This window comes from Mesorhizobium sp. M0848 (assembly GCF_040319805.1).
GTDB lineage: Bacteria > Pseudomonadota > Alphaproteobacteria > Rhizobiales > Rhizobiaceae > Mesorhizobium.
The window spans coordinates 55,289-67,927 of record NZ_JAMYOM010000004.1 but is presented as its reverse complement, the minus strand read 5'-3'; the positions used below and the strand labels follow the sequence as shown (position 1 = coordinate 67,927).

At 61.2% G+C, this 12,639-nt stretch carries 15 protein-coding genes; 13 read left to right on the top strand and 2 right to left on the bottom strand.

Annotated features, from left to right (window positions below; genetic code table 11):
* Positions 1-3 precede the first annotated feature (3 nt).
* Genes fba through gph form a run of 7 tightly spaced genes read left to right on the top strand, consistent with a single transcriptional unit; the run spans position 4 to position 6,020 of the window.
* Positions 4-1,083 carry a class II fructose-bisphosphate aldolase gene (gene fba / locus NKH95_RS05590; protein ID WP_023810402.1) on the top strand — a complete coding sequence of 360 codons (1,080 nt, stop codon included), beginning with the start codon at positions 4-6 and terminating at the stop codon, positions 1,081-1,083.
* A 21-nt stretch (positions 1,084-1,104) separates the two neighbouring features.
* Positions 1,105-2,598, top strand: coding sequence for a ribulose-bisphosphate carboxylase large subunit (locus NKH95_RS05585; protein WP_023810401.1), 1,494 nt, complete (start codon positions 1,105-1,107; stop codon positions 2,596-2,598).
* An 18-nt stretch (positions 2,599-2,616) separates the two neighbouring features.
* Complete coding sequence (locus NKH95_RS05580; RefSeq protein ID WP_013532057.1) at positions 2,617-3,051, top strand: ribulose bisphosphate carboxylase small subunit; 435 nt, start codon at positions 2,617-2,619, stop codon at positions 3,049-3,051.
* Between the two features lie 7 nt (positions 3,052-3,058).
* The gene (gene cbbX, locus NKH95_RS05575; protein WP_352891159.1) at positions 3,059-3,997 is read left to right on the top strand and encodes a CbbX protein; all 939 of its coding nucleotides are present in this window, start codon (positions 3,059-3,061) and stop codon (positions 3,995-3,997) included.
* Positions 3,998-4,056: 59 nt separating this feature from the next.
* Positions 4,057-4,743: a ribulose-phosphate 3-epimerase gene (gene rpe / locus NKH95_RS05570; protein WP_352440186.1), complete on the top strand. Its 687-nt coding sequence runs from the start codon at positions 4,057-4,059 to the stop codon at positions 4,741-4,743.
* 21 nt (positions 4,744-4,764) lie between these two features.
* Positions 4,765-5,322 carry a thioredoxin family protein gene (locus tag NKH95_RS05565; RefSeq protein ID WP_023810397.1) on the top strand — a complete coding sequence of 186 codons (558 nt, stop codon included), beginning with the start codon at positions 4,765-4,767 and terminating at the stop codon, positions 5,320-5,322.
* Complete coding sequence (gph, locus tag NKH95_RS05560) at positions 5,319-6,020, top strand: phosphoglycolate phosphatase (RefSeq protein ID WP_352440185.1); 702 nt, start codon at positions 5,319-5,321, stop codon at positions 6,018-6,020. Before NKH95_RS05565 ends, gph begins: the two co-directional genes overlap by 4 nt.
* 47 nt (positions 6,021-6,067) lie before the next feature.
* Here the strand turns inward: gph and NKH95_RS05555 are convergent, their stop codons facing one another.
* Positions 6,068-6,448 (bottom strand): c-type cytochrome, encoded by a 381-nt coding sequence (locus tag NKH95_RS05555; RefSeq protein WP_023810395.1) that lies wholly within the window; start codon positions 6,446-6,448, stop codon positions 6,068-6,070.
* Positions 6,449-6,804: 356 nt separating this feature from the next.
* Here NKH95_RS05555 and NKH95_RS05550 point away from each other — a divergent pair, with 356 nt between their 5' ends.
* From NKH95_RS05550 to NKH95_RS05525, 6 genes are all read left to right on the top strand, one after another.
* Positions 6,805-7,014, top strand: coding sequence for a hypothetical protein (locus tag NKH95_RS05550; RefSeq protein WP_023810394.1), 210 nt, complete (start codon positions 6,805-6,807; stop codon positions 7,012-7,014).
* Between the two features lie 33 nt (positions 7,015-7,047).
* On the top strand, positions 7,048-8,034 hold the full coding sequence (locus tag NKH95_RS05545; RefSeq protein WP_023810393.1) for an ABC transporter substrate-binding protein: 987 nt from the start codon (positions 7,048-7,050) through the stop codon (positions 8,032-8,034).
* Positions 8,031-8,855 (top strand): ABC transporter permease, encoded by an 825-nt coding sequence (locus NKH95_RS05540; protein WP_352891158.1) that lies wholly within the window; start codon positions 8,031-8,033, stop codon positions 8,853-8,855. The genes NKH95_RS05545 and NKH95_RS05540 overlap by 4 nt, the downstream gene beginning before the upstream one ends.
* Positions 8,824-9,564: an ABC transporter ATP-binding protein gene (locus NKH95_RS05535; protein ID WP_023810391.1), complete on the top strand. Its 741-nt coding sequence runs from the start codon at positions 8,824-8,826 to the stop codon at positions 9,562-9,564. Before NKH95_RS05540 ends, NKH95_RS05535 begins: the two co-directional genes overlap by 32 nt.
* A gap of 34 nt (positions 9,565-9,598) precedes the next feature.
* Positions 9,599-10,570: a quinoprotein relay system zinc metallohydrolase 2 gene (locus NKH95_RS05530; RefSeq protein ID WP_352440184.1), complete on the top strand. Its 972-nt coding sequence runs from the start codon at positions 9,599-9,601 to the stop codon at positions 10,568-10,570.
* A 118-nt stretch (positions 10,571-10,688) separates the two neighbouring features.
* On the top strand, positions 10,689-11,552 hold the full coding sequence (locus NKH95_RS05525; protein ID WP_352440183.1) for a quinoprotein dehydrogenase-associated SoxYZ-like carrier: 864 nt from the start codon (positions 10,689-10,691) through the stop codon (positions 11,550-11,552).
* 125 nt (positions 11,553-11,677) lie between these two features.
* Here the strand turns inward: NKH95_RS05525 and NKH95_RS05520 are convergent, their stop codons facing one another.
* Positions 11,678-12,031 carry a hypothetical protein gene (locus NKH95_RS05520; protein WP_023810388.1) on the bottom strand — a complete coding sequence of 118 codons (354 nt, stop codon included), beginning with the start codon at positions 12,029-12,031 and terminating at the stop codon, positions 11,678-11,680.
* Positions 12,032-12,639 lie beyond the last annotated feature (608 nt).

Sequence of the window (12,639 nt, the reverse complement as noted above, 5' to 3'; positions counted from 1 at the left end):
ACAATGGCTCGCATCACCCTTCGCCAGCTTCTCGACCATGCCGCCGAGCACGGCTACGGCGTTCCGGCATTCAACATCAACAACATGGAACAGGGCCTCGCCATCATGGAGGCGGCCAAGGCCTGCGACGCGCCAGTCATCATCCAGGCTTCACGTGGCGCCCGGTCCTATGCCAACGACATCATGCTGGCCAAGATGATGGAGGCGCTGACCGAAATCCACCCGGCCATCCCGCTATGCATCCATCAAGACCACGGCAACAGCGAGGCCACCTGCCTTTCCGCGATCCGCCACGGCTTCACCTCGGTGATGATGGACGGATCCTTGATGGCGGACGCCAAGACGCCGGCAAGCTACGACTACAACGTCGCCATAACCGAACGCGTCGCACGCATGGCGCATTGGGTCGGCGCTTCCGTCGAAGGCGAACTGGGCGTGCTCGGCTCGCTGGAAACCGGCCAAAGCGAGGCGGAGGATGGCCACGGCGCCGAGGGCGCGCTCTCTCACGACCAACTCTTGACCGATCCCGATCAGGCGGTCGACTTTGTGACTGCAACCCAGGTCGACGCGCTGGCGATTGCCTGCGGCACCTCGCACGGCGCCTACAAATTCACCCGCAAGCCGGACGGCGACATCCTGGCCATGCAGGTGATCGAGGCGATCCACGAGAAGCTGCCCAACACGCATCTGGTCATGCACGGCTCTTCCTCGGTGCCGCAGGAGCTGCAGGACATCATCAACAGATACGGCGGCGAGATGCCCCAGACCTTTGGCGTTCCGGTCGAGGAGATCGAGCGCGGCATCCGCTACGGCGTGCGCAAGGTCAACATCGACACCGATTGCCGCATGGCCATGGCCGGGCAGTTCCGCCGCGTCGCGACGGAAGACCCGCGCGAGTTCGATCCCCGCAAATTCCTGAAACCCGCCATGGATGCCTTGCGCGACCTTTGCCGGGACCGCTTCGAGCGCTTCGGTACGGCGTCCAACGCCTCGAAGATCAAGGTCATCGCCATGGACGAGATGGCGAAACGTTACGCCGCGGGAAAACTCGACCCCCATATCGCAACCGCGAAAGCCGCCTGAGCAACAAACAGGAGACCTGTCATGAACAAGATCGACATACTGCCAGTGGGGACGCTCAAGGAAGGCAAGGAACGCTACAAGTCAGGGGTCATCCCCTACAAGAAGATGGGCTATTGGGAGCCTGACTACAGGCCCAAGGAAACCGATCTGATCGCCATGTTCCGGATCACGCCGCAACCCGGTGTCGACCACGAGGAGGCGGCGGCGGCCATCGCCGGCGAATCCTCCACTGCGACGTGGACCGTGGTGTGGACCGACCGGCTGACCGCTTGCGAGCTCTACCGCGCCAAGGCGTTCAGATCCGAGCCGGTGCCGAACACCGGTCCCGGAACCAAGACCGAGCAACAGTACTTCGCCTACATCGCCTACGACCTCGACCTGTTCGAGCCGGGCTCGATCGCCAATTTGACCGCATCGATCATCGGCAATGTGTTCGGCTTCAAGGCAGTCAAGGCGCTGCGGCTGGAAGACATGCGTATCCCGGTCGCGTACCTCAAAACCTTCCAGGGGCCGGCGACAGGCATCGTGGTGGAGCGTGAGCGGCTCGACAAGTTCGGCCGGCCGCTGCTCGGCGCTACGACGAAGCCGAAGCTCGGCCTCTCGGGCCGCAATTATGGGCGCGTCGTTTACGAAGCGCTGAAGGGCGGCCTCGACTTCGTCAAGGACGACGAGAACATCAACTCGCAGCCCTTCATGCACTGGCGCGACCGCTTTCTCTACTGCATGGAGGCCGTGAACAAGGCGTCGGCCGCCACCGGCGAGGTCAAAGGCCATTATCTTAACGTCACCGCCGGCACGATGGAGGAGATGTACGAGCGCGCCGAATTCGCCAAGCAGCTTGGTTCCTGCATCGTCATGATCGACCTCGTCATCGGCTACACGGCGATCCAGTCGATGGCCAAGTGGGCGCGCCGCAACGACATGATCCTGCACCTGCACCGTGCCGGCAACTCGACCTATTCGCGCCAGAAGAACCACGGCATGAATTTCCGCGTCATCTGCAAATGGATGCGCATGGCCGGCGTCGACCACATCCATGCCGGCACGGTGGTCGGCAAGCTGGAAGGCGACCCGCTCATGATCAAGGGATTTTATGACACGCTGCGTGAGGAGCGCACGCCGCAGAACCTCGAAACCGGGCTGTTCTTCGATCAAGAATGGGCCTCGCTCAACAAGGTGATGCCCGTCGCCTCGGGCGGCATCCATGCCGGCCAGATGCATCAGTTGATCCACTATCTCGGCGAGGACGTCATCCTGCAGTTCGGCGGCGGCACAATCGGCCATCCGGACGGCATCCAGGCAGGCGCGACGGCCAATCGCGTCGCCCTGGAAGCGATGATCCTGGCCCGCAACGAGGGGCGCGATTATTTGCGCGAAGGGACCAAGATCCTCGAACAGGCGGCCAGATGGTGCACGCCGCTGAAGGCTGCCCTGGAGACCTGGAAGGACGTCACCTTCAACTACGAATCGACCGACACGGCCGACTTCGTGCCAACCGCAACGCCCAGCTTCTAGACGAAAGGAACCATCGTCATGATGACCAATCCGGGAAACAAGGTCACGCAGGGACAGTTCTCGTTCCTGCCAGACCTGACCGATGAGCAGATTTCGGCGCAGATCAAATACGCGCTGAAGAACCATTGGGCGGTCAGCGTCGAGTACACGGACGATCCGCATCCGCGAAACACCTACTGGGAAATGTACGGCAACCCGATGTTCGATTTGAAAGATCCGGCGGGCATACTGCTCGAGGTCAATGCTTGCCGGAAAGCCTGTCCGAACATGTATGTGCGGGTAACCGCCTTCGATTCGACCAAGGGCTGGGAAGCGCCGCGCATGTCGTTCATTGTCAACCGGCCGCCCAGCGAACCCGGGTTCCGGCTGCTGCGCCAGGAGCGCGACGGCCGCAGCCAGGGTTATTCGATCGTGCCTTATGCGACCGACAGGCCAGAGGGCGAGCGGAGCTAGCTGAACCATGCTGAACGCGATGGCCAAGGACGCTGCCGCACAGGACGCGACGGTTGATCTGCAGGCCGAGTTCGAGGCCTCCAACATCGACGAGGTGATGGACAAGCTCGACCGTGAACTCGTTGGCCTGAAGCCGGTCAAGACCCGCATCCGCGAGATCGCCGCTCTCCTCCTGGTCGACCGGCTTCGCCGCAAGTTCGGGCTGACCTCGGGCGCCCCGACGCTGCACATGAACTTTACGGGAAATCCCGGCACCGGAAAGACCACCGTGGCGCTGAGGATGGCCGAAATCCTGCATCGTCTGGGCTATGTCCGCGAAGGCCACATGGTCGCCGTGACGCGCGACGATCTTGTTGGCCAGTATGTGGGCCACACCGCGCCCAAGACCCGCGAGGTGATCAAGCGTGCCATGGGCGGCGTGCTTTTCATCGACGAGGCGTACTATCTCTACAAGCCCGAGAACGAACGCGACTACGGCCAGGAATCGATCGAAATCCTGCTGCAGTGCATGGAGAACAACCGTGACGATCTGGTTGTGATCCTTGCCGGCTACAAGAACAAGATGGACCGCTTCTTCGACAGCAATCCCGGTATGCGTTCGCGCATCGCCCACCATCTCGATTTCCCCGACTATGGTGTCAGCGAACTGAAATCAATCGCCGAGATTATGCTCGCGGAGCAGAATTATCGCCTCAGCGAGGCGGCATCCCGTGCGCTCGAAGAGTATCTTCCGATCCGCATGAGGCTGCCGCATTTCTCCAACGCGCGTTCGGTCCGCAATGGGCTCGATCGGGCACGGCTGCGGCAGGCCAACCGGCTTTTCGCATCGCGCAGCAGGGTGTTGACCAAGGCCGATCTTGTCACCATCGAGGAATCCGACATCCGCGGCAGCCGCGTGTTCGCGGAAGGGAAACTCGAAGGCGAACCGGAGACGAAGATGCGCTGACGGGATGAAGCCGGCTGGCGCAGAGACCAACAGCGCAGACAGGATTGGAGACGACGACCATGGTCACCAGGACAATCATCGCACCCTCCGTGCTTTCCGCGGATTTCTCGCGGCTCGGCGACGAGGTCGAAGCTGTCGTGCGGGCGGGTGCCGACTGGATCCATCTCGACGTGATGGACGGGCATTTCGTACCCAACATCACCTTCGGTCCGCCGGTGATCAAGGCGATCCGCGACCGAACGGACAAAGTCTTCGACTGCCATCTGATGATCGCGCCGGCCGACCCCTATCTGGCCGCCTTCGCCGACGCCGGCTGCGACATCATCACGGTGCACGCCGAGGCCGGGCCGCATCTCGATCGTTCCCTGCAGGCGATCAAAAATCTCGGCAAGAAGGCCGGCGTATCGCTGAATCCTTCGACGCCGGAGAGCGCCATCGAATATGTGCTCGACAGGCTCGACCTGGTGCTTCTGATGACGGTCAATCCAGGCTTTGGCGGCCAGGCCTTCATTTCCGCGGTCATCGAGAAGATCAGGCGAATCAAGGCACTGGTTGGCCACCGCCCGATTGACATCGAAATCGATGGCGGCGTCACGGCCGAAACCGCCCCGCTGGTCGCCGCGGCCGGCGCCAATGTGCTGGTCGCCGGGTCGGCCGTGTTCAAGGGGGGCACCGAGGCGGCCTATCGCGCCAACATTGGAACCATCCGAAAGGCGGCCGACGGTGCGATCCGGAAAGCCGCGTAAACCATTCCATCGGAGGCAAGCATGGCGGCCGTCCCCCCTGTCTGCGATTTCGGCTGGCGCGCCATCGATGCCGTTTTGCCTGACGTCGACGGCAGGTCGCATTCGATCTTCAGCCAGGCCGGCCCGAACGGCCTGGTCGTGGCCTTCATCTGCAATCACTGCCCTTATGTGAAGGCGGTGATTTCACGTATCGTGCGCGATGCCAACGACCTCAAGGCCGAAGGTATCGGCTTTGTCGCGATCAACTCAAACGATGCCGATGCCTACCCGGAGGATTCCTTCGACCAAATGAAGCTCTTCGCCACGACGAGCGGCTTCAGCTTCCCTTACCTGCACGACCAGCACCAAACTGTGGCGCGCGATTACGCAGCCGTGTGCACTCCCGATTTCTTCGGGTTCAACAGCGAGTTGGGACTGCAATATCGCGGTCGGCTGGACGCCTCGCGACGAGAAGCCGGAGCGCCCGGGCTGAGACGCGATCTGTTCGAGGCGATGAAGCAGGTTGCCCGAACCGGCGACGGGCCGCTGGACCAGATCGCCTCGATCGGCTGCTCGATCAAGTGGAAGGATGCCGCATGAACGTCGGCGCAGGTAGGCCGCTTCGATCGCCGAAGGCGATCCTGTTCGACCTCGACGGCACGCTGGTCGACTCGGCGCCGGACATAGCGGCCGCAGTCAACGAATTGCTGGCCAGCCGCGATCTGCCGCCGCTGCGCCTGGATCAGGTCACGGCCATGATCGGCGGCGGCGTCAGGAAATTGATCGAGCGAGCCTTCGCGGCGTCGGGAGCGCCACTGCTCGGTAACGCTCTCGATGAGGCCAACCGCGTCATGGCGCCTATCTACCGCCGGCATCTGACCGGCCTGACAAGGCTGATGCCTGGCGTCAGGGAGGCTCTCACCCACTTTCATTTGGGCGGGGTAAGCATGGGGGTGGTAACCAACAAACCGCAGTTGGCGACCCGCGAAATCCTGCTTCATTTCGGATTGACGGAATATTTCGGCGCCATCGTTGGCGGAGACGCGGTGACATTCCTGAAACCGGCGCCCGATGCCCTGCTGCTGGCGTTGGCACAGCTTGGGGTCGACGCCGGTGACGCGCTGCTGGTCGGAGACAGTGGCGCTGACCTGGGCGCCGCACGCGCCGCCGGCTTGCCCGTCATTCTGTTGCGCGGCGGCTACAGCCACATTCCGGTGGAAGAGCTTGGCGCCGACCTTGTTTGCGACAGCCTTTTCGATCTGCCTTCGGCAATGCAGAGGCTGCAAGCCGATGCGTGATTGAGGCGTCCGCCGGCCGAACGCAAATTCGAACGGCCGGCTGCGCTCTATTTCGAGAATTGCTTCAGATAGGCAATGACATTGGCGATGTCTTCGTCCTGCTTGAGGCCGACAAACGCCATCTTCGTTCCTTTGACCATGGCCTTGGGATCGTGAAGATAGGTCTTCAGTGAGGGCTCATCCCATTTGACGCCGGATTTGCCAGCCGCGACCATCGCCTGAGAATAGCTGAACCCCGGGTGTGTTCCAGCCGTTCGGCCTATGACGCCGTTCAACGACGGGCCGACCTTGTTCTTGTCCTGGTCGGCGACGTGGCAGACCTTGCATTTGGCGAAGACCTTCTCACCCGCCGCCGCATCCTGTGCCTGGGATTGGCTCGCGATGAAGGGCACAACGGACATGACTGCGAAAAATGCGATTGCGCGCATGGCATTTCCTCATTGATCGTCTGGGTGCCCTGGACGATTTGCGCATGCCGATCCTTTGATCCGTCGGCATGCGCCTTACGCGGTGGTGTCCGCTTCTCCCGTGGAGCCGCGCCGCGTGATTCAGAAGCTAATTGGCATGTTGTGAAAGTCAATCGTACAAAGGTTTAGAGGCCTGGGTGCTCAACAGACCCGTCCATTCGTCTTTGTTGACGGTGATCCGGCGAGCGCGTAGCTTGACCTCACTCCGGTTTCTCCATTGGCACCTCGGGAAATCCGGCAAACGGTGATTTTGCCCTCGCTTCTGGTTGGGCTGAGCTCGCCGGGATGAGCGTTTGGGAACGCGCAAGAGGTGCTGAATGGACATGGTCGATCTCATATTGACGGTTTGCCTCAGCGCCAATCCGAGCAATTGCCGAGACGAACATCTCTATTTCGAGAGCCGCGGCACTCTGTTCCAATGCATGATCCTTGCCCCCAGCGAAATCGCGAAATGGTCCCAAGAACACCCGACCCTCAAGGTCATGCGCTGGAAATGCGCATTTCCAAACAAGGAACGAGCCATCTGATTTGGCAGCGCGGAACCCTGGGGAGGAGGTGTCATGATGGTTTCACGGCGCATGACGTTGCGTCTGGCGGTTCTCGGGACAGCCGCTGTTCTTGCTACCAGGCCGGGCGTTGCGGCAGCCAGGATTCGCCTCGGTGTGCTGAAGTTTGGAACCGTGAGTTGGGAACTCGATACGCTAAGGCAGCACAAATTCGATGCCGCGAACGGGATCGGTCTGGAGATCATCGACTTCGCCGGCGAGGATGCAACCAACGTCGCGATGCTGGCTGGCGCGATCGATATGATCGTCTCCGACTGGCTGTGGGTCTCGCGCCAGCGCTCCGAAGGCGGCGACCTCACATTGACCCCCTATTCGACCGCGGTGGGTGCGATCATGGTGAAGGAGGATTCGCCGATCCGGACGGTCGCCGATCTCAAGGACAAGAAGATCGGCGTCGCCGGCGGCCCGCTCGACAAGAGTTGGCTGCTGATACAAGCGCTGACCAGACGCGATCTCGGCGTCGACCTGTCGGCAACCAGCGACATCGTCTTTGGCGCGCCGCCACTGATTTCGGAAAAGGCGATACAGGGCGAACTCGATGCAGTGCTGAATTTCTGGCATTTTTGCGCGCGTCTCGAGGCCAATGGCTTCCGTCGATTGATCGGCGTGAATGACGCGGCAAAGACGCTCGGGGCTCTGGGACCCGTTTCGGCGCTCGGTTACGTCTTCCATGACCAATGGGCCAACGAGAACCCCGATGCCGTCAGGGGTTTCGTGAGGGCGTCCGCGCAAGCCAAGGACTTGCTGGCCAGATCCGATGACGAATGGCTGCGCCTGGCGCCGATCATTCGCGCGGAAGGCAAGGAACTGGAAAAACTGCGCGATCGCTACCGCCAGGGCATTCCCAGCCGGTCGATCGCCGAGGAAGCGGCCGACGCCGGGAGGCTATACCATGTGCTTGCGGCGATCGGCGGCGCGAAGCTTGTCGGCAGCGCGCCGGAAATGGCGCCCGGCACGTTCTGGCAGGACCCCGAGAAATGACCGCATTGGGAACCGACGGCGCGCGTGATGCCCCGCCGACCATGTCCGGCCGACGCAATCTGGCGACGGCACTCATGCCCGCGCTGACCGTAGCGGTCTCCCTGCTCGGGCTTTGCCTGCTATGGAACCTTGCGGCAAGTGTCTGGCCAAGCCGTGCCTTTCCAGGACCTGGGCAGGTCTGGCAGGTGCTTCTCAGGGAGGCTGCGAGCGGCGACCTTTTTTACCATCTCGGCGTGACCCTCGGCCGGGTCGCCGCGGCATATATCGTCGCAATGATCATCGGATCCGTCATCGGCGTTTTGCTCGGCAGCCATCGTCGCGTCGACCGTTTTTTCAACCCGTGGGTGATCCTGTTCCTCAACATCCCGGCGCTGGTGGTCATCGTCCTCGGCTATATCTGGTTCGGCCTCAACGAGGTGGCGGCGATCGGCGCGGTGGCGGTGAACAAGATCCCGAATGTCGTGGTGACGATGCGCGAAGGCGCCAGGGCGTTTGATCCAAGTTACGCCGAAATGGCCACCGTCTATCGCTTCGGCCGCCTTGAACGCATCCGCCATATCCTGCTGCCGCAATTGCAGCCCTATCTTGCCGCCGCATCGCGATCCGGCATCGCCCTCATCTGGAAGATCGTCCTGGTCGTCGAGTTGCTCGGCCGCTCGAACGGTGTCGGCTTCCAGATCCATCTCTATTTCCAGCTCTTCGATGTCGCCGCCATTCTTGCCTACACGCTGGCTTTCGTGGCGGTGATGCTTGTCATTGAACTTCTCCTGGTGCAGCCCGTTGAACGACATGCAACCCGTTGGCGCCGTCGTCCCGCTTAAGGTCGACATCGCCGAAAAGACCTTCAGGTCCGCGCGAGGCGTCTCGATCACGGCGCTTCAGGACCTTTCCTTCGAGGTCCGGCAAGGCGAATTCGCCTGCTTGCTGGGACCGTCGGGCTGCGGCAAAACCACGACGCTGCGTATCCTGCTTGGCTTGGACAAAGACTTTTCCGGCTCCTTCCAGTTGCCGCAAGGAGGTTCGAACCGCATCGCCGCCGTATTCCAGGAACCGACCCTGCTGCCGTGGCGAACGGTGGAGCAGAATGTCAGGCTGGCGTTGCCGAAAAGCTTGAGAGCGAAAAATCTCGACAGGCTGTTCGACACGCTCGGCCTCGCCGGCATGCGCTCGCTCTATCCTGCCGAACTGTCGCTCGGCCTTGCGCGCAGGGCAGCACTTGCCAGGGCTTTCGCCACCGAGCCGGCGGTGCTTTTCCTGGACGAACCCTTTGTCTCGCTCGACGAACAGACCGCCGAGCGGCTTCGGCATCTGCTTTTGACCGTGTGGTCGGCACGGCCAACGACCGCCTTGATGGTGACGCACAATCTACGCGAGGCACTGATGCTGTCGGACCGCATCATCGTGCTCGCGCCGCGGCCAACCCATGTGCTCGGCGTGTTCGACGTACGGCTGCCACGGCAACATCGCAATTCGCAGGTGATGAGCGACCTTCTGCGGTCGTTCCATCATAGATTTCCGGACGTCACCTGATTGCCAGCAGGCGAAATGCATATCGGAGGCCTTCATGTCGGTTGATCGGCTAAGACGCAGGCTTGTGAGTGGCTTCGCCTGCACCGCCGCCAGCGCCGCCTTGCTGCCATGCTGCCTCGGACGAGCCGTTCTGGCCGCAGGTGGCAGTTCTCGGTTCTCGGTCAGACAAATCGCCGACGGCGTCTTCGCCTTCCAGGGCGCGGATGAGTTGATGACCGCCGCCAACGACGGTGCGATCTGCAATCTGGGCGCCGTCATCGGCACCGATGCGGTTGCCGTCATCGACAGCGGTGGCAGCCTGATCGAGGCGCACGCCTTTCTCGCCGCGATCGGAAAGCTGACAGCAAAGCCGGTTCGCTTCCTGGTCAACACCCACATGCATCCCGACCATATCTTCGGCAATGCGGCATTCCGGAAGATCGGCGCGACCATCGTCGGTCACCGCAATCTGCCGCGTGCCCTTGAGGCGCGTGGCGCGTTCTATCTGCACAACTATCGCGAACAGCTTGGCGAGGCGCTGATGGAGGGGATCGAGATCGTGTCGCCGACCATGCTGGTCGACGATCGCCTGCAACTCGACCTCGGCGGGCGCATGATCGAACTGCGGGCATGGAAGGCGGCGCACACCGACAACGACCTGACCGTGTTCGATCCCGCGACCAGAACGCTCTTTGCCGGCGATCTCGTGTTTATGGGCTCCTTGCCGACGCTCGACGGATCCCTGCTTGGATGGCTCCGCCAGATGGATGCGCTCACCGCGATCGACGCCGCGCGCGTCGTTCCAGGTCATGGTCCTTTAACGGCCGACTGGCCACAGGCGCTGGCGGGGGAGCGACGCTATTTCGAGGTTCTGGCGCGCGATATCCGCAAGGCGATCGCCGACGGAACGCCGCTGCGCGAAGCAGTCAAAACCGCTGGCGAAAGCGAACGGGATAATTGGCACCTGTTCGACGACTACAACGAGCGCAACGCAACGGCCGCATTTGCCGAACTCGAATGGGAATAGACGACACCGACATGCGCCAGGCAGCTGTAAGGCACGGCGATTTGCCAAGGCGTCGCCAAAGGCTTATCCTCAACGCCAGCCTGGGCACCACCTCTCTTGCATTGGTGGAGGCATCGAAATGCAAAATCACGCTTACTCGAGCCGGCAGCTCGCTTTGCCGCTCGCATTCGTTTTCGTCGCGATCATCTTGGCCATCGGCACGCTGCTCGGCTCCTCGGGAACCGCCAGCGCACAGCAAACAACCGCGTCCTCGGATAGGATCTGGCAGGATTTGAAGGTCGACGTGTTCGGCGATCGGGCAATTCTGGTCGATACCGGCGTCGTCAGGATCGAAGCGCCGAAGCGGGCGCAGGATGCCGCCATCGTGCCCGTCGACATCTATCTCGATCCAGCCAAGGCCCCGGACGGCATCAAATCCGTTACCTTGATCATCGATGCCAACCCTGCACCGGTGGCGGCAACGTTCCAGCTCGGCAAGGATGCCGGCGTGACGCATCTGTCGACGCGCGTGCGCGTCAACGACTATTCCTATCTGCGTGCCATCGCTGAGACGCAGGGCGGCCAACTCCATATGGCGCAGACCTTCGTCAAGGCGTCAGGCGGATGCTCCGCCCCTGCGGTCAAGAACCAGGACGAGGCCAACGCGACGATGGGTCAGATGAAGCTGCGCCAGTTCCCGCCCAAAGAGACGATGACCAAGACCGAGGAACTGCAGTTGATGATCCGGCACCCTAACAATTCGGGGCTGCAGCGGGATCCGCTGACCCAGTATTTCATACCGGCGCATTTTGTCCAGAAACTGTCGATCTCCCAAGCCGGCCAGCCGATCCTCTCCATGGAAGGTGGAATATCGATTTCGGAAGACCCCAATTTCCGATTTGATTTCACCGTGCACGGCAACGGCGAAATCCAGGTTGAAGCGATCGATACGGATGGCAAGACATTTCGCAATCAGTGGCCGCTGGAGACAGCGGGACTCTGAAGTCTCGATATCCTGCCGGACTGCCGGGTGCTTGCCAGCTTGACCCCGAAAGTGGAGCTTGTTTCGGGAAGGTACTGTCCAGACAAAGGATGGAACTCCATCCGGCTTGCGGATTTGAGCAGGTTCTAAAAGCAGCGCACGTCGGCTTCCGACTGCGCGCGCTTCAATTCGGTACGGGCTGCCTTCGCCGGTGCGCTCTCGCGAAACAGCCCCGCGTTTTCCCCTGTGGTCAAAGACATGCTCTTGAAAGTCTCGGCTCTCTCATAGTGGTCGTAGGGAAGGATCGAGGCGATGACGTCGATCGAGCAGGAACAGCTTTCCAGCGCCTGACGTGTCTGGCCGTTCGTCTGCATGCAGCCGAGCACGTAATCGGCAATCGTTGCTGTCGGGTAATCTCCCGCGGCGCCCGCCGGGTTTGCGAAGGCCAGCGGCGCGGCAAGGAGCAGCGGCAAAGTCGAAAATCCAACATATCTGATCACGGGAAAACCTCCGGTTGGCCTAGGCGTGATGCGCCCAGTCGGGATCACCGTGGCAGTTGGCAACGTGCCGCAGAGTCAGTCAAGCGCCCATGGCTTCCGTATACGACCAAAGGAGGAATGCGGTGCTGGTCGACGGTGGTTCCGCATGGGGCCCCCATGGCCCGCTCCACGCTCCAACTCCAACGATCATCTCATGCTTGGCTCACTATCGTTTCCCAACGGGCACGTACATGGCCATGCCGAGACATCGAAGTGAATACCTCCAAATAAAATCCACGCTTAGGTGAAATGTAAAACTCATAAAATAATCAAATTTTATCCGGCCCACCGTTATTTCTCAATCAGGAATACTTCATCTAACAAATACTACCCCACTTATTTCCTTATATTGCGCCGCAGCATTTACGATATTGCGGTGCAAAAAAACACTCAGGCTTTTTTGCTTGCCTAGCGTTTTGCGATGACATAGCCTCACCCTGTTTCCGGCTTCAAGGGCGTCACCGTCATTAGGGAGCGGCGACAGTCTTTCGTAGGCCAAGGTGAGGTGGGCAGTAACGGTGCCCTCTGCACATCTGGCTTAGGTCGTGACACGCTGCCGGAAATATTTC